Annotated in this window: 17 protein-coding genes and 1 pseudogene; 4 read left to right on the forward strand and 14 right to left on the reverse strand. The window is 42.8% G+C overall.

Annotated features, from left to right (window positions below; translation table 11 throughout):
• Positions 1 to 17: 17 nt before the first annotated feature.
• Positions 18 to 317: pseudogene (locus tag SMI_RS08170) on the reverse strand (DUF6261 family protein); the annotation flags it as partial.
• 144 nt (positions 318 to 461) lie between these two features.
• Here SMI_RS08170 and SMI_RS08175 point away from each other — a divergent pair.
• Positions 462 to 1079, forward strand: a complete 618-nt coding sequence (locus SMI_RS08175; protein ID WP_000076168.1) for a TVP38/TMEM64 family protein — start codon at positions 462 to 464, stop codon at positions 1077 to 1079.
• Positions 1080 to 1397: 318 nt separating this feature from the next.
• Here SMI_RS08175 and scrK read toward each other — a convergent pair whose 3' ends face one another.
• Together scrK and SMI_RS08185 are read right to left on the reverse strand one after the other, a co-directional pair.
• Positions 1398 to 2285, reverse strand: coding sequence for a fructokinase ScrK (gene scrK, locus SMI_RS08180; protein ID WP_000164310.1), 888 nt, complete (start codon positions 2283 to 2285; stop codon positions 1398 to 1400).
• 149 nt (positions 2286 to 2434) lie between these two features.
• Complete coding sequence (locus SMI_RS08185; RefSeq protein WP_001064570.1) at positions 2435 to 4321, reverse strand: sucrose-specific PTS transporter subunit IIBC; 1887 nt, start codon at positions 4319 to 4321, stop codon at positions 2435 to 2437.
• A 379-nt stretch (positions 4322 to 4700) separates the two neighbouring features.
• On the opposite strand from SMI_RS08185, the gene SMI_RS08190 reads away from it, so the two are divergent.
• Both SMI_RS08190 and SMI_RS08195 read left to right on the forward strand, forming a co-directional pair.
• Positions 4701 to 6155, forward strand: a complete 1455-nt coding sequence (locus SMI_RS08190) for a sucrose-6-phosphate hydrolase (RefSeq protein ID WP_000455282.1) — start codon at positions 4701 to 4703, stop codon at positions 6153 to 6155.
• Positions 6136 to 7101 carry a LacI family DNA-binding transcriptional regulator gene (locus SMI_RS08195; protein ID WP_000226009.1) on the forward strand — a complete coding sequence of 322 codons (966 nt, stop codon included), beginning with the start codon at positions 6136 to 6138 and terminating at the stop codon, positions 7099 to 7101. Before SMI_RS08190 ends, SMI_RS08195 begins: the two co-directional genes overlap by 20 nt.
• A 36-nt stretch (positions 7102 to 7137) precedes the next feature.
• Here the strand turns inward: SMI_RS08195 and SMI_RS08200 are convergent, their stop codons facing one another.
• The 11 genes from SMI_RS08200 to gmk all read right to left on the reverse strand — a co-directional run bounded on the left by SMI_RS08200 (position 7138) and on the right by gmk (position 19326).
• The gene (locus SMI_RS08200; protein ID WP_000704354.1) at positions 7138 to 8412 is read right to left on the reverse strand and encodes a hydroxymethylglutaryl-CoA reductase, degradative; all 1275 of its coding nucleotides are present in this window, start codon (positions 8410 to 8412) and stop codon (positions 7138 to 7140) included.
• Complete coding sequence (locus SMI_RS08205; protein WP_000151949.1) at positions 8412 to 9584, reverse strand: hydroxymethylglutaryl-CoA synthase; 1173 nt, start codon at positions 9582 to 9584, stop codon at positions 8412 to 8414. The genes SMI_RS08200 and SMI_RS08205 overlap by 1 nt, the downstream gene beginning before the upstream one ends.
• Positions 9585 to 9696: 112 nt before the next feature.
• Positions 9697 to 10146 (reverse strand): threonine/serine exporter family protein, encoded by a 450-nt coding sequence (locus SMI_RS08210; protein ID WP_012972578.1) that lies wholly within the window; start codon positions 10144 to 10146, stop codon positions 9697 to 9699.
• A gap of 1 nt (position 10147) precedes the next feature.
• A complete protein-coding gene (locus SMI_RS08215; RefSeq protein ID WP_000392949.1) occupies positions 10148 to 10906 on the reverse strand; it encodes a threonine/serine exporter family protein in 759 nt (252 codons plus the stop codon).
• Positions 10907 to 10994: 88 nt separating this feature from the next.
• Entirely contained in the window at positions 10995 to 12893 is a 1899-nt protein-coding gene (pknB, locus tag SMI_RS08220; RefSeq protein WP_000614548.1) for a Stk1 family PASTA domain-containing Ser/Thr kinase, read from the reverse strand.
• The gene (locus SMI_RS08225; RefSeq protein WP_000406241.1) at positions 12890 to 13630 is read right to left on the reverse strand and encodes a Stp1/IreP family PP2C-type Ser/Thr phosphatase; all 741 of its coding nucleotides are present in this window, start codon (positions 13628 to 13630) and stop codon (positions 12890 to 12892) included. Before SMI_RS08225 ends, pknB begins: the two co-directional genes overlap by 4 nt.
• Positions 13631 to 13644: 14 nt before the next feature.
• Positions 13645 to 14958: a 16S rRNA (cytosine(967)-C(5))-methyltransferase RsmB gene (gene rsmB / locus SMI_RS08230; RefSeq protein WP_164925528.1), complete on the reverse strand. Its 1314-nt coding sequence runs from the start codon at positions 14956 to 14958 to the stop codon at positions 13645 to 13647.
• A complete protein-coding gene (gene fmt, locus SMI_RS08235) occupies positions 14951 to 15886 on the reverse strand; it encodes a methionyl-tRNA formyltransferase (RefSeq protein ID WP_000163711.1) in 936 nt (311 codons plus the stop codon). Before fmt ends, rsmB begins: the two co-directional genes overlap by 8 nt.
• A 12-nt stretch (positions 15887 to 15898) precedes the next feature.
• The gene (locus SMI_RS08240) at positions 15899 to 18295 is read right to left on the reverse strand and encodes a primosomal protein N' (RefSeq protein WP_000020377.1); all 2397 of its coding nucleotides are present in this window, start codon (positions 18293 to 18295) and stop codon (positions 15899 to 15901) included.
• A gap of 65 nt (positions 18296 to 18360) precedes the next feature.
• Positions 18361 to 18675: a DNA-directed RNA polymerase subunit omega gene (gene rpoZ, locus SMI_RS08245; protein ID WP_000979235.1), complete on the reverse strand. Its 315-nt coding sequence runs from the start codon at positions 18673 to 18675 to the stop codon at positions 18361 to 18363.
• 24 nt (positions 18676 to 18699) lie between these two features.
• The gene (gmk, locus tag SMI_RS08250) at positions 18700 to 19326 is read right to left on the reverse strand and encodes a guanylate kinase (protein ID WP_000775041.1); all 627 of its coding nucleotides are present in this window, start codon (positions 19324 to 19326) and stop codon (positions 18700 to 18702) included.
• Positions 19327 to 19648: 322 nt separating this feature from the next.
• Between gmk and SMI_RS08255 the strand changes: the two genes are divergently transcribed.
• Positions 19649 to 20398, forward strand: coding sequence for a DUF4839 domain-containing protein (locus SMI_RS08255; RefSeq protein ID WP_012972579.1), 750 nt, complete (start codon positions 19649 to 19651; stop codon positions 20396 to 20398).
• Positions 20399 to 20448 lie beyond the last annotated feature (50 nt).

A 20448-nucleotide genomic window follows, 5' to 3' on the forward strand; every position in this document is an offset into this window, starting at 1 on the left:
CTTCTAAGGGGTTGTCTTTATCCTGCTGCTTGGGCTGGTTCTGTTGGTTTGGTCTTTTTATCTTTCTTGTTGCTAGTGATGAGACGACGCTTGCTATCTCGGATGCTATTGAGTTCCTTGAGTAGTTGAGTCAGGTGTTCCTTTTCAGGGTAAGCTTCTGCACTGGCTGCGGTATAGCGCATAAAGAGGTCGTAGCTAGTTGAAAGTTCGGTACGGAGTTGTCTAGTCTTGCCAACTTCCTTGGCAGACTTGTGAGTACGCGCCTTACTTTCCACTTGGTCATATTCCTCTTGAGCATTGACCACCGCTGTCAGCAGCAGGATATTTTTAGATTTATGGAAATACGGTTATTCTAAGTCTCGAAGGCCTATTCACTATCCATTCCTCATCAAAAAGACTCATTCCCCCTTTCTCCTCCAAAATATGGTATAGTAGAGTTATACTATCTATGAGGAGTTTACATGTCACAGGATAAACAAATGAAAGCTGTTTCTCCCCTTTTACAGCAAGTTATCAATATCTCATCGATTGTCGGTGGGGTTGGGAGTTTGATTTTCTGTATTTGGGCTTATCAGGCTGGGATTTTACAGTCTAAGGAAACCCTCTCTGCCTTTATCCAGCAGGCAGGTATCTGGGGTCCACCTCTCTTTATTTTTTTACAGATTTTACAAACGGTCGTCCCTATCATTCCTGGGGCCTTGACCTCGGTGGCTGGCGTCTTTATCTACGGGCACATCATCGGGACTATCTACAACTATATCGGCATTGTCATTGGCTGTGCCATTATCTTTTATCTAGTACGCCTCTATGGGGCCGCCTTTGTCCAATCTGTCGTCAGCAAGCGTACCTATGACAAGTATATCGGCTGGTTGGATAAGGGCAATCGTTTTGACCGTTTCTTTATTTTTATGATGATTTGGCCCATTAGTCCAGCTGACTTTCTCTGTATGCTGGCTGCCCTGACCAAGATGAGTTTCAAGCGCTATATGACCATCATCATTCTGACCAAGCCTTTTACCCTCGTTGTTTATACCTACGGTCTGACCTATATTATAGACTTTTTCTGGCAAATGCTTTGACATGTAAAAAATCCGTTTGGTTTCCCAAGCGGATTTTTAGAACGTAGATTGACTATAGCTTGATACTAAATATACTTTGGTATGAAAATCATAACTATTTTTCGATAGTGAGGCGAGGACTTACCTAGCCTTTCCGCCGTGATAGAAACACCTGAAATCTAATGATTTCAGGTGTTCGGAAACTTTGAGACATTAGGCTCAAAGTTTAGGTATGGAATTTCGAAGAAAGTCGCTACCGTCCGTAATCGCTTAAGGAAAGGCTCAAAAATATTGTTTTCAACCACAAAATCCGTTTGGTTTCCCAAGCGGATTTTTGTTTTATTTTGAAACTTCTTTTGCAAGAACAAAGTTTCCAAGTGTGGCAGAACCATTTCCTGCGACTGCTGGAGTGACGATGTAGTCACGCACATCTGGTACTGGTAGGTAACCATTGAGAAGAGATGTAAATTTCTCACGGACACGGTCCAGCATGTGTTGTTGAGCCATGACCCCTCCACCAAAGACAATCACGTCTGGTCGGAAAGTCACTGTCGCATTAACCGCAGCTTGAGCGATATAGTAGGCTTGGACATCCCAAACAGGGTTGTTGAGTTCAATATTTTCCCCACGAACACCTGTACGAGCTTCCAAACTTGGACCAGCTGCATAGCCTTCCAAACATCCCTTATGGAAAGGACAAACACCCTTAAACTCTTTTTCAATATCCATTGGGTGTCTAGCAACATAATAATGACCCATCTCAGGGTGACCCACACCACCGATAAACTCACCACGTTGGATAACACCTGCACCGATACCTGTACCGATTGTGTAGTAAACCAAGTTTTCGATACGGCCACCAGCATTGTTACGGGCAACCACTTCACCATAAGCAGAGCTGTTTACGTCTGTAGTGAAGTACATTGGCACGTTTAGGGCGCGACGAAGGGCACCAAGCAAGTCCACATTTGCCCAGTTTGGTTTTGGAGTCGTTGTGATAAAGCCATAAGTTTTTGAGTTTTTGTCAATATCAATCGGACCAAATGAACCAACTGCAAGACCAGCAAGGTTGTCGAATTTTGAGAAGAACTCAATGGTTTTATCGATTGTTTCGATTGGAGTTGTTGTTGGAAATTGTGTTTTTTCTACAACGTTAAAGTTTTCATCACCGACAGCACAGACAAACTTTGTACCGCCCGCTTCCAAGCTTCCATATAATTTTGTCATGATAAACCTCTTGTTTTTATTTTCTTTATTATAGCATACTTCGAAAGTCTAAATGTCTCTATTTTTTAGATTTTCCTCTGTAAATCTTACCATTCAAGCAAAAACGAACAAACATGTCATTTGTTCGTTTTCACATTAGAGAGGATTGGTTAGATTTTCACTTCGATCACAGCATCCCCCTTCGCAACTGAACCTGTTGCGACTGGAGCTACTGAAGAGAAGTCAGCTGTGTTTGTAACGATAACCATTGTTGTATCATCAAGACCAGCTGCAGCGATTTTGTTTGAGTCAAATGTTCCAAGAACATCGCCTGCTTTCACCTTGTCACCTTGGGCAACTTTTTGTTCGAAACCTTCACCGTTCATTGTTACAGTGTCGATACCAACGTGAATCAAGACTTCAGCACCATTAGTTGTTTTCAAACCAAAGGCGTGTCCTGTTGCAAAGGCGATTGAAACTTCAGCATCAGCTGGTGCATAGACCACACCTTGGCTAGGTTTCACAGCGATACCTTGTCCCATAGCTCCACTTGAGAAGACTGGGTCATTGACATCAGCAAGAGCTACAACGTCACCAACGATAGGAGTTACAAGTGTTTCATTTTGAAGAGCTGCTGGAATGTTACCAGTTGTTTCTTCTTGGACCAAACGTTCTGTCGCTACTTCAGTAGCAACTTCTTTTTCATCCTCATAACCAAACATGTAAGTAAGAGCAAAACCAAGTGCAAATGATACAGCTACCATAAGAAGGTATTGGGCAAGTTGTCCGTTACCAACATAAAGCATTGTACCAGGGATGATGGTGATACCACTACCATTACCAGCAAGTCCAAGGATAGAAGCCAATCCACCACCGATTGCACCAGCAATCAATGAGAGGAAGAATGGTTTACGGAAGCGCAAGTTCACCCCGAAGATAGCAGGCTCTGTAATACCGAGGAAGGCAGAAAGAGCAGCTGGGAAAGCAAGTGTTTTCAGTTTTGGATTTTTAGTTTTAACACCAACCGCAACAGTCGCAGCACCTTGAGCTGTCATAGCCGCAGTGATGATAGCGTTGAATGGGTTAGCATGGTCAGCAGCAAGCAATTGAACTTCAAGCAAGTTGAAGATATGGTGCACACCTGACACGACGATCAATTGGTGAACCCCACCAATCAAGAAACCACCAAGACCAAATGGCATACTAAGGATCGCTTTTGTCGCGATAAGGATGTAGTTTTCAACAACGTGAAAGACTGGTCCGATGACAAATAGTCCAAGGATAGACATAACCAAAAGTGTCACGAATGGTGTTACCAAAAGGTCAATGACATCTGGAACGACCTTGCGGACAGCTTTTTCAAATTTAGCTCCGACAACCCCGATGATGAAGGCTGGAAGAACGGAACCTTGCAAACCAACAACAGGGATGAAACCAAAGAAGTTCATAGCTGTTACTTCACCACCTTGAGCAACTGCCCAAGCGTTTGGAAGTGAGCCAGAAACAAGCATCATACCAAGAACGATACCAACGGCAGGGTTACCACCGAATACACGGAAGGTTGACCAAACAACCAAACCTGGCAAGATGATGAAGGCTGTATCTGTCAAGATTTGTGTGTAAGTTGCAAAGTCTCCTGGAAGTGGCATTTCAAGAGCAATGAAAAGACCACGCACACCCATGAAGAGACCTGTCGCTACGATAACTGGGATGATTGGAACGAAAACGTCACCGAAAGTACGGATAGCACGTTGGAACCAGTTCCCTTGTTTAGCAGCTTCTGCTTTCATGTCATCTTTAGATGATGTTGGTAAACCAAGTGCAACAACTTCATCGTACATTTTGTTTACTGTACCAGTACCAAAGATGATTTGGTATTGACCTGAGTTAAAGAAAGCACCTTGAACTTTTTCCAAGTTCTCAATCACTTCTTTATTGATTTTTCCTTCATCTTTGACCATGACACGAAGACGAGTCGCACAATGAGCTACACTGTTGACATTTTCACGTCCACCCAAGGCATCGATGACTTTTTTTGCAATTTCCTGATTGTTCATTTGCAAAAATCTCCTTATATAAAATTTTGTTCTTGTTTGAAAGCGATTTTATTCGCCCTACGACTATTATTTTATCATGTTTTAGAAATATGTCAAGCGTTTTGCAGAAAAAATATTCTATCCACTTAGTTTGCTCGCTTTAGATTGATTGATTTTGACTGTTTTATCAGGTGTTCCTTAAAAAAATAAGTTTAAAATCTTGGTTAAAAGGGTTTTATTTCATTCTCTTTCATATTTTTGTGAAAATTTGATTGATTTCCTGCATTTATTTTATGATAAACGTTTGACAGTTTTTTCTCTTTTTTAACATAAAAGTCTTGCTTTTTTTTCCGAAAACGGTTACTATTAAAAGTGATAAGATTTTTGGAGGAATAGAAGAATGGAATGGACAACTGAGCGTCGTTACAGACTTTATCAAGATTGGACGCAAGAAGAAATTAAGAATATTAAAGAAAATATGGCACAATCTCCATGGCATACTCATTATCATGTTGAGCCAAAAACAGGACTTCTTAACGACCCAAATGGCTTTTCTTACTTTGATGGAAAGTGGATTGTTTTTTATCAGAACTTTCCTTTTGGTGCAGCCCACGGTTTGAAATCTTGGGTTCAATTGGAAAGTGAGAACTTGGTTCATTTCACAGAAACTGGAGTCAAAGTTTTGCCTGATACTCCATTAGATAGCCACGGTGCCTACTCTGGTTCTGCCATGCAGTTTGGCGATAACTTATTCCTATTCTATACAGGAAATGTCCGTGATGAAAACTGGATCCGTCACCCTTACCAGATCGGTGCTTTGATGGATAAGGATGGCAAGATTACGAAGATTGACAAGATCTTGATTGACCAGCCAGCAGACTCTACTGACCACTTCCGCGATCCGCAAATTTTTAACTTTAAAGGTCAATATTATGCTATCGTCGGAGGACAGGACTTGGAGAAAAAAGGCTTCGTCCGTCTCTACAAGGCTGTGGACAACGACTACACAAACTGGCAAGCAGTTGGCGACCTTGACTTTGCTAACGACCGCACTGCCTACATGATGGAATGCCCAAATCTAGTCTTTGTAGGAGAGCAACCTGTCCTTCTCTACTGCCCACAAGGATTGGATAAGAAAGTTCTAGACTACGACAATATCTATCCAAATATGTACAAAATTGGGGCTTCCTTTGACCCTGAAAACGCCAAAATGGTAGATGTATCTCAACTTCAAAACATGGATTATGGTTTCGAAGCCTATGCAACTCAAGCCTTCAACGCTCCTGATGGACGTGCTCTAGCAGTTAGCTGGCTTGGTTTGCCAGATGTTTCTTACCCATCTGACCGTTTTGACCACCAAGGAACCTTCTCATTGGTCAAAGAACTGACTATCAAAGACGGCAAACTCTACCAATACCCAGTCGCAGCTATCAAGGACCTTCGTGCTTCTGAAGAAGTCTTCTCAAACCGTGCTCAAACCAATAACACCTACGAACTCGAGCTCAACTTGGAAGCTAATAACCAGAGCGAGATTGTCTTACTTGCTGACAAAGAAGGCAAGGGACTTGCAATCAACTTTGACCTTGTAAATGGTCAAGTGACAGTAGATCGTAGCCAGGCTGGTGAACAGTATGCTCAAGAATTTGGGACAACTCGTTCTTGCCCAATCGATAATCAGGCTACTACTGCTACAATCTTCATCGATAACTCTGTCTTTGAAATTTTCATCAATAAAGGAGAAAAAGTATTTTCTGGTCGTGTCTTCCCACATGCGGACCAAAATGGTATCCTGATCAAGTCTGGAAACCCAACTGGAACTTACTATGAATTAGATTATGGTCGCAAAACTAACTGATGTCGCCAAACTCGCAGGCGTCAGCCCTACTACCGTTTCTCGGGTTATCAATAAAAAAGGCTATCTATCTGAAAAAACCATTCAAAAGGTCAATGAAGCCATGCGAGAATTGGGCTATAAACCCAACAACCTGGCTCGTAGTCTGCAAGGAAAATCAGCTAAGTTAATCGGCCTGATTTTCCCAAATATTTCCAACGTTTTCTACGCAGAATTGATTGATAAGCTGGAACACCAACTCTTCAAAAATGGCTACAAGACCATCATTTGCAACAGTGAGCATGATTCTGAGAAGGAACGCGAGTACATCGAAATGTTGGAAGCTAATCAGGTGGACGGCATCATTTCTGGCAGTCACAACTTGGGAATTGAAGACTACAATCGTGTAACAGCGCCGATTATTTCCTTTGACCGAAACCTGTCTCCAGACATCCCTGTCGTCTCCTCTGACAACTATGCTGGTGGGGTCCTAGCAGCCCAAACCTTGGTTAAGACAGGCGCCCAGTCTATCATCATGATTACAGGGAATGACAATTCCAATTCGCCAACGGGACTGCGCCACGCTGGTTTTGCATCTGTACTCCCAAAAGCTCCTATTATCAATGTTTCCAGTGACTTTTCTCCTGTCAGAAAAGAAATGGAAATCAAAAATATCTTGACCCGTCAAAAACCAGATGCCATCTTTGCTTCAGATGATTTGACAGCTATTCTAGTCATTAAAATCGCTCAAGAGTTAGGAATTTCTGTCCCGGAAGAGCTTAAAGTCATCGGCTATGATGGGACCTACTTTATCGAGAATTACTACCCTCAACTGGCTACTATCAAGCAACCCTTAGAAGAAATTGCCTGCCTCACTGTTGATCTCCTCTTGCAGAAGATCGAAGGCAAGGAAGTCGCGACAACAGGTTACTTCTTACCAGTTACATTATTGCCAGGAAAAAGTATTTAAGCACAAGAAAACTCAGACCAATCCGTCTGAGTTTTTTTATGATCTTAAGTTTTCTAGATAACGCTGGGCTGTCTCTAAGTTAAAGGTTTTATCTGCAATAAGGCGCTCTACTAGGCAAGCAACTTCAGATTCACTAGCACCTGCTAGGAGTGCCAAGGATTTGGCCTGCAATTTCATGTGACCTTGCTGAATCCCTGTACTCACCAAGGCTTTGAGGGCTGCAAAATTTTGGGTAAGACCGATAGACACGATAATCTGGGCTAATTCTTTGGCAGAAGGATTTCCCAGTAGTTCATGACTGAGAGCTACACGAGGGTTGAGACCGATAGAACCGCCCTTGGTCGCTACAGGCATAGGCAAGGTCATCTCACCGACCAATTCTTCTCTTTCAAGATCCAGCGTCCATCGGCTAAGACCTTGATAGCGTCCGTCTTGACTGGCAAAAGCATGGGCCCCAGATTCGATGGCACGCCAGTCATTACCAGTGGCAATCAAAATGGCATCAATACCATTAAAAATTCCTTTATTATGAGTAGCAGCACGATACGGATCAGCCTGCGCAAATTGGCTAGCCAAAGCGATTTTCTCCGCAATTTCTCGTCCTTGATCCTTTTGGCGACTCAAGTAGCGAAAAGCGATACGACAACTTGCAGTCACCAGAGAATCGGTCGCGTAATTAGACAGAATTCCCATGAGACTCTGTCCCTGACTCAGTTCTTCTAAGACTGGTTTCAAGGCTTCCAGCATGGTGTTGAGCATATTAGCACCCATGGCTTCCTGGGTATCGACATGGAGATAAACAACGAGAAAGTCTGTTTCACCTTTGATCTGCTCTACATGCAAATCACGCGCCCCACCTCCTCGTTTAACGATAGAAGGATAGGCTTGATTGGCAAGTTCTAAGAGTTCTGCTTTCTTGTCGGAAATCTTCTCTAGCGCTAGATCAGAATCAGCAACTTGATAAAGGGCTACCTGCCCAATCATCTGGCGCTCATGGACTTGAGCATTAAAACCACCTGCACGCTTGATGATTTTACTGGCATAGCAAGCCGCAGCAACCACGGACGGTTCTTCTGTCACATAGGGAACTGTGTATTCCTGACCGTTAACGAGAACCTCTGGGACCAGCGAATAAGGCAGAGAAAAAGTTCCCACTACATTCTCACTCAGCTGGTCTGCCACAGTCACACTCATCTGTTCATCCTGCTCTAAACTCCCTTGTCTCTCAGGACTAAGGAGTGCCTGAGCTTTTAACAGCTCGAGGCGCTCTTGGTATGATTTTTTAAAAAATCCATTCCAACTTATCTTCATTATTTCTCAACCTTGCTATAACGGCGTTGGTGGTCAACAATTTCAACCAAAGCAAAATCTTGATTTTCATATCCAGAAAACTGGGCAGAGTTTGTTTCATCTAAGTCTACTTCTTCAAAGAAGACTTTTTCATAGTCTGCAACAGACAGGGCAGTTCGTTGGTTGAGCTTGTTCAAACGGTCTTTATCCAAATAAACTTCATATCCTTCAACCAATTCACCACTGAAGAACTCAGCCACAGCCCCGCTTCCATAACTATAAAGGGCGATTTTATCCCCAGCTTTCAAGCTATCTGTATTTTCCAAGAGAGACAAAAGTCCAAGGAAAAGCGAACCTGTGTAGATATTCCCCACCTTTTGACTGTAGAGAATAGACTGGTCAAAATGGTTTTGCAAGAGGTCTTTTTTCTCCTGAGGCAGGCTCTTATCCATGATTTTTTTCAAGCCTTTTAGCGCCAATTTAGGATAAGGCAAGTGGAAGCAAACAGCTGCAAAATCATCCAAAGTAAGCTGGTAGCGTTTTTGATATTCAAGCCAAGTCGTTTTCAAACTATCCAAGTATTGTTGGGTAGAATAGACACCATTTACATAAGGGGTTGTTGAGTAATTTGGACGCCAAAAATCCATAATGTCACGAGTCTGAGCCACATTGTCATTATTAAAGGCCATAATGCGTGGATTCTGTGTAATCAACATGGCCACACTGCCAGCACCCTGAGTTGGTTCTCCTGGAGTTTCAATACCGTACTTGGCAATATCACTGGCAATGACCAAGACCTTGGACTCTGGAGAATTTTCCACATGCAATTTGGCATAATGAAGGGCAGCTGTCGCTCCATAGCAGGCTTCTTTAATCTCGAAACTACGAGCAAAGGGCTGGATCCCCAACAATCCATGCACAAAGACGGCAGCAGCCTTACTCTGGTCGATTCCTGACTCAGTAGCCACAATGACCATATCAATTTCTGCCCTTTCTTGCTCAGTTAAAATAGAGTCACTAGCACTGGCTGCCAAGGTCACGATATCCTCAGTTAGAGGCGCAATACTCAATTCCTTGAGTAAGAGTCCTTTGCTTAATTTTTCAGGGTCAATTCCCCTCGCTTCTGCTAAGTCTTGTAATTTCAAGACATATTGACTGGTCGCAAAACCAATCTTATCAATACCGATTGTCATATTTACCTCTATTTTATCATTCATGTAAAAAATCGTTCTATACTATTTTATCACAAATGGCAGTAAAAGAGAGAAAAAAGACTTGATTCACCAAATCAAGTCCCTTATTATTCTAATTATTTTGCTGCTTTCGTAAGTGAGAATAGAGTCTGAGAATCACTGTTCCACTAGCCATTCCAATGGAAATCACCAAAGCCAACATAACAACCAAGGTTGCACTAGCAATGGCATGACTGTAATCTCCTGTCACAAAAAAGGCAGTTGTCCGATAGGAGAGATAACCCGGAACCAGAGGTGCCAAGATGGCCAAGATAAAGACCACAGCAGGTGTCTTATAAAGAATACTTAAAATCTGGCTGACACAAGAACCGATAATGGCTGCAATAAAAGTAGCCACAATAACATTGGTCGGTTCCTTGAGCAAAAGATAAATTAGCCAGACAGCCATGCCCAAAATCCCTCCAGGTAAAAGCATAGAGCGTTGCACATTGAGTACGATTAAAAATGTAATAATGGCAAGAAGACTTGCTACTGCTTGTAATAAAAAGGTCGTTAGTGTCATATTAGTTCATCAATACTAAGGCGACAGAAGTTCCTGCCCCTAAAGCAAGGGTAATGAGCAGGGATTCAAACATCTTGCTCATACCAGAGTTTATGTGATTAGTCATAATATCACGAACCGCATTGGTCAAAGCAATTCCTGGTACAAAAGGCATGACCGCACCAGCTATAATCAAATCTGCTGTTGAAGGAAAGCCTGTGTAGCGAGCCCAAAACTGGGCTATCATCCCAAAGACAAAGGCTCCAGCAAAGGCTGTCACAAAAGGAATTCGGATAAACTTCTCCACATAGAGGGAAAAGGCAAAACCAAATAAGGTCGCCACTCCTGCCCCAAGTGCGTCGTAGATATTTCCACTAAACATAACTGAAAAGAAAGGAGCACTAAAAGTCGCAGCCAAAGTTACCTGCAACTTAGTATAAGGAAGGGGTTGGGATTGTAAGGCCGTCAATTGCTTAAAGGCCGTTTCTAAATCAATTTGCCCCCCAACCAGCTGACGAGAAATTTGGTTCACATCACAGACTTTTTCTATGTTATAAGAAGAGGAGGTTACGCGCTTCATTCGCGAAATATTGGTATTTTCAATGGAGAAAAAGATGGCGGCAGGCATGGCAAGAACATTGCAATCCACAATCCCCTGCGAATGCGCAATCCGAATCATGGTATCTTCTACGCGATGAATCTCTGAACCACTTTTGAGAAGAATGGTTCCAGCTAACATAATCACATCGATTACGGCATTTAATTCTCTTGATTCTTCCATGCTTGCCTCCTTTTATCAACTCCCTCTATTCTATCACAAATCTGGAGTCAAAAAAAATCTTTGCCATGAAATCATGACAAAGATTCGTTTAATCACGTGAATTTTCGTGGTTGCCTTCACTACTTGACTGAGTAGTAGGTGCATTCCCTCGTTGATTTCCTTGTTGGTTCCCCTGACTTGGTGTTGTAGTAGAACCTTGGTTTCCACGTTGGGATGGTGCTGATGATGACGTTAACGGCGGTGTTTTTGGTTTGTAGATTGAAATCTTGACACGCGTCTTAGTCAAATCAACCTTTTCACCCGCTTTTGGACTCTGTTCAACGACTGTACCCTCAGCAGTTCCATCAGGAGCTGTCGACACTTCCACAACTTCAATATTGGCTTCTTTAATACCGACAATTTGAACGAGATTGTTTTTAGTAAATTCAAGACTAGATCCTGTATAACTTGGCATGGCAACGCTGGTTACTTTCTTAGCAACGGTTAAGGTAATCGTTGATGCCTTGCTCAAATCATAGGTTGTTCCAGCAGCTGGACTCTGTCTGAGAACGGTTCCTGCTTCGCTCTCGCTTGATTCTTCTTCCTCAATCTTGATGAGATTTTCAGGAACCTTCTTCTGCTTGAGTTCTGCAATAACATCTGTTGATTTACGGCCGATATAATTGCTCAATTGGAAAGATTGCTTGCCTGATGAGACAACCAAATTGATTTTCGTTCCTTCTTTTCGAGTCTTTCCAGCTTCAGGATCTGTACGGATAATCCGCCCTTCTTCCACCTTTTCACTAGCCTCTGATTTCTCCTCGCCAATCTCAAAATTGGCTTTCTTGAGCGTTTCCTTGGCTTCCGCAACTGTCTGACCTGCCACATCTGGAATGGCAATGGTTGCAGGAGTTCTGGATAGTATCCAAATAAGAGAAGCTGCCACCAATACAATGCTGGCCAACAAAATCATATAACGAACTCTAAATTTTCGTTTCTTAACAGGCTTGGTTACGTAATTGTCTTCTGAAACCTGCTGACTCGGCTTCGTAGTCTGTGGCTTCGGACTTTGTGTTTGCACCTTAGGAATCGAGGTCAAGGTACTCTGGGATACCTTTGGTAGTGTCTTGGTGTCCGCCTTAGTCGCATCGTCAAAGACCAGCTTTGGTTCATTACGACGATTATAAGACAAACTACTAGACAAATCCACATACATTTCAGCTACTGATTTGTAGCGATCTGTCAATTTCTTGGCAGTTGCCTTGATAACAACATTTTCCAAAGCCTGAGGCACAGATGGATTTTCATCAATAACTGAGGGCAGTGGTTTCTGGAAATGCTGAAGGGCAATGGTCACCGCACTATCTCCATCGTAAGGAATATGACCTGTCAGCATCTCATAGAAAATAATCCCCATGGCATAGATATCACTCTGTACAGTCGCCTTCGAACCACGCGCCTGCTCAGGTGACAAGTAATGAACTGAGCCCAGCATAGAGTTAGTCTGAGTCAGACTCGTCTCTGCAAAGGCTACTGCAATCCCAAAGTCTGTAACCTTGGCAGTCCCATCCGGTGTCAAGAGGATATTTTGAGGTTTTAAGTCCCTGTGAACAATTCCTCTGGTATGGGCCAAACGCATGGCTAGGAGGATTTGTCCCATGATACGGACGGCTTCTTCATTAGAAAGAGGATAGTGTTCCTTGATATAACGTTTGAGGTCTAGTCCAGCAACATACTCCATTGCAAGATACTGTTGACCGTCTTCCTCACCAATATCTGTTATCCGAACGATATGAGGATGGTCTAGATCTGCCATAGCTCTCGCTTCACGCTGAAAACGAGCTACAGCTATCGGGTCCGTCTGGTAGTTGGTCCTCAGGACCTTCACTGCCACTTCTTCTCCGTCTAGAATTAAATCCTTGGCCAAATAGACATCTGCCATGCCTCCTCGGCCAATCTGTTTCACAATCCGATAGCGTCCGGCAAAAATCTTGCCGATTTGGATCATTCTGCATCCTCCTCGTTCATAGAAACAAGGGCAACCGTAATGTTGTCTAAACCTCCTGCATTGTTAGCAAAACGCACGAGCGTCGCTGTTTTATCTGCCAAAGGAATATCACTGGTTACAATATCACAAATCTCACTGCCTGAAATCATGTTGGTCAAACCATCACTATTGAGCAAGAGATAGTCTCCTAGCTCAAGGGTAATTATTCCAAAATCAGGTTGAACTTCATCTTTTTGACCGATAGACTGGGTAATAATATTTTTCTGTGGGTGGCTAGCTGCTTCTTCTGGCGTCAATTGACCTGCCTTGAGCAATTCATTGACCAAGGAATGATCGCTCGTTAACTGGTGGTATTCTTCTCCACGAATCAAACCGATACGAGAATCACCAATGTGGGCATAGATAGCCTGATTGCCAATAATAGCAACAGCCTCAAGAGTTGTTCCCATTCCTTTATAGGCATCATCTTGTCCAAGTTGATGAATCTTTTGATTTTCAATTTCTAGGTAATTGGCGAACCATTCACGCACTTCATTGACTGTATCGATTTGGGTATCAACCCAAGCTATACCTAGGTCTGTTACTGCCATTTCACTAGCAATATTTCCTGCGCGATGACCTCCCATCCCATCAGCTAAAATAATCATGGTACGTCCAGCTCTATTGACATAGTGGTTGACATAGTCTTGGTTATTTGTTCGTTTCTGACCAACATCTGTTAATAATGAAATTTCCATGTGTTAGTTCCTTCCTAATCCGATATCTTGCGAAATTGACTGATGAAGAATCCATCACTTCCATACAATTCAGGTGTGATGAGGATACAGCCATCTTTCATGATATCCTTACATTCATGTTCTAGTGTTACCTGCTCAAATTCAGGATGACTTTCTAAAAATGCCTGTACGACTTGAAAGTTCTCCTCTGAGACAATAGTACAGGTACTATAAGTTATTATACCACCTTTGCGTAGTGTTTGACAAACACTACCTAATATTTCTAGCTGAATTTCCTGCAAGGAAGCGAAATCTGCCGTTTCTTTATTGTATTTGATGTCTGGTTTTCGGCGCAGAAGACCGATTCCTGAACAGGGAGCATCCACCAAAATCTTATCAAAAGAATCCTGACCAAAAAACTCATGTACCTTTCTGGCATCCAATTTTTGCGTTTGAACCCGATCCGCCACACCCAGACGTTGGGCATTTTCTTGGATTAAGTCCAACTTGTGGTCATACAAGTCCAGAGCAGTAACCTGACCTGTCGTGAGATAAGAGGCTATATGGGCTGTTTTTCCACCTGGAGCTGCACAGGCATCTAGAACCTGCTCATCACCTTGTAAATCAAGCGTCGGAGCAACAAGCTGACTGGACTCGTCTTGGATGGTAATGGCTCCATCCGCAAACAAATCATGGCCTGCAAAATGCCCCTGCTCCTTAACCAAACCAGAAGGAGACAAGGATGACTCACTGGCCTCCAACAAGGCTTGGATTTCCTCTTTTCGTCCTAAGTCTGTTACACGAATGCTGGCCTTGTTTCGCACCAAAAGACTTTCAAAGATAGCTTGCGCTCGCTCTTCTCCGTATTCTTCCTTGAGCTTGGCAACTAGCCAAACTGGGAGAGAATAGGCAATGGAATCACGCTTGTTTTTTCGTTTGATGCTAGCAATATCTGGCCAGCCTTCACGCAGAATACGACGAAGGACGGCGTTGACTAATTTTTCACTGCCTTTTTTACGAACTTTGGCCAATTCCACTGCTTCATTGACCACAGCATGATCTGGAATCTTGTTCAAATAGCGGAGCTGGTAGGCACTCATGAGAAGAAGGACATAAAGCCAACTATCTAACTGGTCTCTGTCTTCGATAAAGTGGGACAGATACCATTCTAGAGTCAGTTTACGGGCTACCGTTCCATAGACCAGCTCGGTCACCAAGCCCTTGTCTGCTACCGAAAGTTGACTTCCCTTGAGATGCTTATTCAAGGCGATGTTTGAGTATGCTTGATTGATAAAGACATCTTCTAATACCGCTAGGGCTAAACTTCTAGCCGTTTCTACTTTAGTCACCAAATCGTTCTCCTACAGTCAATGTACGTCCAACTCCGTTGAGGAAGGAAGCAATGTCCATCTTAGGTTTACCAGCTGGCTGCACTTGTTTGAGGGATAGAGCCCCTTCTGCCGTTGCGACAATCAATTCTTTCTTGCCGATAGAAAGGATTTCACCTGGATTGCCCTGACCTTCTACTGCTAGGGCTTCATAAATCTTAAAGCGGTCACCCTTAAGGAAAGTATGGGCAACAGGCCACGGATTCATTCCACGGATTTGGTTGAAAAGTTGACGATTGCTTTTAGTCCAGTCCAATTTTTCTTCTTCTGGCTTGATATTTGGAGAAAAGGTAACTTGGCTTTGTTCTTGCGGTTCAGGTTTGATGTCACCAGCAATGTAGGCAGGCAAAGTATCCAAAAGCAAATCGCGACCAACAAGAGCTAATTTCTCAAACAAGGTCCCGACATTGTCCTCATCCGTAATCGGAATACTACGACGAGAAATCATATCCCCTGCATCCATTTCCTTAACCATTTCCATAATGGTCACACCAGCTTCCTCATCTCCTTGAATCAAGGCATAATGGATTGGCGCTCCACCACGATGTTTAGGAAGAAGAGAAGCGTGAACATTGACCGCAAAGTCCATGCTATCAAGGAGTTTACTTGGGAGAAACTGCCCAAAAGCAGCAGTCACAATTCCATCTGCTCCTAGCTTCATAAGATCTTCCATCTCTGGACTTCCAGATAGTTTTTCAGGTTGGTAGATAGGAAGTCCTGCCTCTTTGGCAGCTTGTTTAACTGGGGTTTCCTGGATAACTTTTTTACGGCCGACAGCACGGTCTGGCTGGGTCACAACGGATAGAATTTCGTAACGGTCGTCTGTCAAAAGCCCTTTTAAAACTGTTGCTGAAAAGTCGGGGGTCCCCATAAAGATTAATTTTGTCATATCTTCTCCTTCTTATAAAAATTGCTGTGGCTCATGGTCAATGCTGAGACGGAGCTCACTATTTTCCCGTTCTTGCGTCAAGGCCAAGACCTGGTTGAGGGTCGGCCCCAGCTCATCTTCTAAACGGTATTTAATTAAAATCTGGTAATGATAGAGGTTATGGGTACGAGCAATAGGTTTTGGCGTCGGCCCCAGAATGTGACTGGTCTCTGATAAACCTGACCGCAAAATGTTCATAACTTCATAAGCACGTTTGACCACCTCTTCTTCTTTCTTGTGAGAAAGGGTAATGCCAATGGTGAAATAGTAAGGTGGATAGCCAAGTTGTCGTCTGATACCCATTTCATAAGCGTAAAAGCCTTCGTAGTCTTGGTCTTTTGCAAATCGAATAGCGTAGTGCTGAGGATTGTAAGACTGAATCAAGACCTGCCCAGCTTTTTCCGCACGTCCTGCCCGACCTGCCACCTGAGTCAAGAGCTGGAAGGTTCTCTCAGAAGAACGGAAATCTGGTAGATTCAAGGCCGTATCCGCATTGAGCACTCCGACTAATGTCACATTTGGAAAATCCAATCCCTTGGCAATCATCTGAGTACCTAGTAAAATATCTGCTTCCCCTCGACCAAACTGGTCAAGGAGAGCTTGATGACTACCTTTCTTACGAGTCGTATCCACATCCATCCGTAGAATGCGGGCCTGCGGAAAGAGTTCTGCTAGCTCGTCATAAGCCTTCTGAGTTCCCGTCCCGTAGTAACGAATACTGCGACTCTTACAGTTGGGGCAAACGTGAGGAATATCCTTCGAAAAACCACAATAATGGCAATTCATGGTCTTGGTATCCATGTGCAATGTCAGGGAAATATCACAGTTGGGACAAGTATCTACTGTCCCACATTCCCGACACATGACAAAGCTAGAATAACCACGGCGATTCAGCATGAGAACCACCTGCTCTTTTTTAGCCAGACGGTCTTGGATACATTCTAGCAAAGGAGGCGTAAAGTTTGATGTCTCATTTTGTCCGATATAGTCTCGAAAGTCAATTACTTGAACCTCAGGGATCCTAGCTAAAGGATTGGCGCGTTGGGTCAGACGTAAATGTTGATAGACACCTTTTCCAGCCCTAGCACGGCTTTCCAGACTAGGAGTTGCTGAACCAAGTACCAGGGCTGCTTGATTATACTGAGCCCGTAAAATAGCTACCTCTCTAGCATGATAACGGGGATTACTGTCCTGCTTATAAGTCGCTTCATGCTCCTCATCTATAATTATAACACCTAGATTTTTCAGCGGAGCAAAGATGGCAGATCTGGCACCCACAACAACTTGAGCGTCTCCACGCTCGACCTTACGCCATTCATCATACTTTTCACCATTGGACAGACCTGAGTGAAGAATGGCTACTTTCTCACCAAATCGAGCAATAAAACGCTCCGTCATTTGTGGAGTCAAGGAAATCTCAGGCACCAGCAAAATAGCTGTCTTGCCCTTGTCCAAGGCCCCTTGGATAATCTGCAAGTAAACCTCCGTCTTCCCACTTCCTGTAATCCCTTGAAGGAGGAAGGGGGGCTGATGACTGCCAATAGCATTGACAACCGCATCACGCGCCTGTCTTTGCTCTGGATTCAACTCCAAAGGCTGACTTGCCTCAATGCCTTCAAAATAAGAAGCCGAGCGTTGAACTTCCTTTTGGACTATGGTCACAGCACCTTTTTCCACAAAGAAGTTGACTTGCTCCCGCGAGTAGGACTCTAACAAACTAGCCAAGGAAGCACTCTCAGGATGAGACAATAAATAGTCTCTCAATTCCAACTTTTTCTTGGCACGCGCAGAAATCTCTACACTTTCTAATTGAGCAAGATTCACCTCATACCAAGACTGGGTCTTGATCTTCTTTTGATCAATTGCCTGATATTCCAGACCAAGCAGGCCTTTTCTAGTCAAACGCATCATTTCAGCTTGCTTAGCTAAATCCAGAGAAGAAAAAGCAAGCGAATCTTCTGAACCAAACAAGCGCTTTTTGTCTGCCTGACTCAGACCTGCCAGAGGATAGAGAATCTTATCATAGCTGGAGTTCAGAAATCCTGGAAGCATAGCCTTGAGGATAGAGATTTTATAGGAAAAGACGGACTTGCGGAGCTCTTCAGCTAGCCAGAGTTGTTCTTGCGTGAGAACAGGAGAAAAATCCAGCACCTCAGCAATATCTTTTAAATCTTGCTCCATCTCTTCTTCATCCAATTGGGACTCCAAACCAAGAACAATCCCTTGAATCAGGCGATTGCCCTTACCAAAAGGCACATGTACCCGCATTCCAACTTCCAACATTCCCTCAAATTCCGCAGGAATCCTATAACTATAGGGCTGGTCCGTCTGCATCAAGGGCACATCAACGATAATCTTAGCTATAGACATCTTCTCACCTCCTCCTTGTCAGTACATTCTTGCAATAGAAAAAATAAGATTGAGTCCCCCCAACCTTAAATTTTTTCACCATCTTCTTTTTCTTTAGCGATTTGCTCTTTGATTTTCTTTTCTTCTTCTTCTTTGCGGCGTTTTTCTTCTTCGATACGGCGACGCACAGCTTCACGTTTTCCTTCTGGATCTGGGTGAATTGTAACGTTTCCTGATTCGATTTCTTCTAAAGCGCGAAGAGTTGATTTTTCAGACTTGAAACCTTGAGTTGCTGGCGCACCTGCTTCCAATTCGTGGGCACGTTTTGCTTCCAAGATTACGAGTGAATATTTTGATGGAACCTTGTCGAGCAAGGTATCAATAGAGGGTTTTAACATCATTTTCTTGTACCTATTTTCTAAATTTTATCGAGTAGTTGGAGATTTTGGTAACATCTCCTGATAGTGACCAATGACACGATCCACACGGAAGTGCTCTGCTTCGATCACACGTTTGACACGCTCAGCAGCTAGGGGCACCTGATCGTTGACAATCGCATAATCATACTCACGCATGAGGGCAATTTCTTCCTTGGCTTTTTCGATTCGTTGGGCAATCACTTCTGCACTGTCTGTTCCACGTCCCACCAAACGATCTTGCAATTCATCCAAATCTGGTGGTGTCAGGAAGATAAAGACAGCATCTGGAACCTTTTTCTTGACCTGAAGAGCGCCTTGAACTTCAATTTCAAGGAAAACATCGATTCCCTTGTCCAAGGTTTCATTGACGTAGGTCAGAGGAGTTCCATAGTAGTTGCCGACATATTCTGCATATTCCAACATCTGTCCTTGACGAATCAGCTCTTCAAACTCTTCACGAGTACGGAAGAAATAGTCAACACCGTCCACTTCTCCAGGACGTTGTGCGCGTGTCGTCATCGATACAGAGTATTGAAATTGGTTTTCAGAACTCTCAAAAATCTCTCTTCTAACCGTTCCTTTTCCAACCCCTGAAGGACCAGAAAAAACGATTAGTAAGCCTCGGTCTGCCATTGTGTCTCCTTTTAGTCAGTCTGTAAAAATAAAATAAAATTTTCCTTCAGATAGTAGCATTTTACACAAACTATCCTTCTACAGTCTTTCTATCTAGTGTAACAAAAAAGCAGTAATTTTTCAACTGCTCTTTCTTATTTATTTAGCATAATCTATGTTCTATACAAGGTATCCCCTTAAAATATACTTGCCTTTTTATTCTATTTAAGAGATAATGAAACGACTAGTATAAAAAGGAGAGATTTATGCCAATTTATAAAGGAAAGAATGTTGATGAAGCGATTGAAAATGGCTTATATGAACTCAATCTCAAAAAAATGAGGTGAAAATCAATATTATTGAAAAAGGAAATGCTGGAATATTTGGTTTTTTTGAAAAAGAAGCTGAAGTTGAAATCGCACCACTGAGCCCTATGGAATTAAAATTCAAAAAATTAATTCCATATTTAACTGGTGTTGCTGTAACATTTATAATTCTTCTTTTAGTTCTATTTGGAGGAAACTCAGATAAATCAACTACTGTTTCTCCCCCTTCATCTACAGAAACTAGTAGCGTTATTGAAAAATCTGTCGAGAAAACTAGTGAATCATCCTCTACATCATCAAGTTCGACGCCTGCTTCCTCTAGTTCAACTAACACCACATCAAGCTCGACCGAAACCTCGTCAACAAGTCCATCCCAATCAGCTGTCATCACGACTGAAAACAATGAGGAATTTAAAGCACTATTGCAAACTGATGACTCAAGCACCATAACAAATTTTATTCAAAAATATAAAGGTCAAGTCATCGAATTTGATGGACACATAGCAGATATTGCACACTATAAAAATTACAAAACAAAATTCGATATGCTTATTTATGTCGGAAATTACTTAGGAGCAGAACAAGCACCTTCGGGGCCAAACTTCAAATTTGTAAATATAACAACAGTTTCTAACGCCGCTTTCAACTCTTTTAATGGCGAAAATATTTCTAAAGGCCAAAATGTACATATAAAAGCACAAATTGGAAACTATAACTCCACTCAAGATTTAGTCTACCTATCTCCAATTGAGGTTTCGCCTCGATAATATAACGAATTATTTCAAATAATTTATTCAAAAAACTGAAGTCAGATTCT

Source organism: Streptococcus mitis B6 (assembly GCF_000027165.1).
GTDB lineage: Bacteria > Bacillota > Bacilli > Lactobacillales > Streptococcaceae > Streptococcus > Streptococcus mitis_AR.

Excerpts from the sequence above, each read along its gene's own strand:
- SMI_RS08210 (WP_012972578.1), bottom strand. The coding sequence starts at position 10,146 with ATGACACTAACGACCTTTTTATTACAAGCAGTAGCAAGTCTTCTTGCC.
- scrK (WP_000164310.1), bottom strand. The coding sequence starts at position 2,285 with ATGACAAAATTATATGGAAGCTTGGAAGCGGGCGGTACAAAGTTTGTC.
- SMI_RS08190 (WP_000455282.1), top strand. The coding sequence starts at position 4,701 with ATGGAATGGACAACTGAGCGTCGTTACAGACTTTATCAAGATTGGACG.
- SMI_RS08195 (WP_000226009.1), top strand. The coding sequence starts at position 6,136 with ATGGTCGCAAAACTAACTGATGTCGCCAAACTCGCAGGCGTCAGCCCT.
- SMI_RS08185 (WP_001064570.1), bottom strand. The coding sequence starts at position 4,321 with ATGAACAATCAGGAAATTGCAAAAAAAGTCATCGATGCCTTGGGTGGA.
- pknB (WP_000614548.1), bottom strand. The coding sequence starts at position 12,893 with ATGATCCAAATCGGCAAGATTTTTGCCGGACGCTATCGGATTGTGAAA.
- SMI_RS08205 (WP_000151949.1), bottom strand. The coding sequence starts at position 9,584 with ATGACAATCGGTATTGATAAGATTGGTTTTGCGACCAGTCAATATGTC.
- gmk (WP_000775041.1), bottom strand. The coding sequence starts at position 19,326 with ATGGCAGACCGAGGCTTACTAATCGTTTTTTCTGGTCCTTCAGGGGTT.
- fmt (WP_000163711.1), bottom strand. The coding sequence starts at position 15,886 with ATGACAAAATTAATCTTTATGGGGACCCCCGACTTTTCAGCAACAGTT.
- SMI_RS08225 (WP_000406241.1), bottom strand. The coding sequence starts at position 13,630 with ATGGAAATTTCATTATTAACAGATGTTGGTCAGAAACGAACAAATAAC.
- SMI_RS08215 (WP_000392949.1), bottom strand. The coding sequence starts at position 10,906 with ATGGAAGAATCAAGAGAATTAAATGCCGTAATCGATGTGATTATGTTA.
- rpoZ (WP_000979235.1), bottom strand. The coding sequence starts at position 18,675 with ATGATGTTAAAACCCTCTATTGATACCTTGCTCGACAAGGTTCCATCA.
- SMI_RS08200 (WP_000704354.1), bottom strand. The coding sequence starts at position 8,412 with ATGAAGATAAGTTGGAATGGATTTTTTAAAAAATCATACCAAGAGCGC.
- SMI_RS08175 (WP_000076168.1), top strand. The coding sequence starts at position 462 with ATGTCACAGGATAAACAAATGAAAGCTGTTTCTCCCCTTTTACAGCAA.
- SMI_RS08240 (WP_000020377.1), bottom strand. The coding sequence starts at position 18,295 with ATGTCTATAGCTAAGATTATCGTTGATGTGCCCTTGATGCAGACGGAC.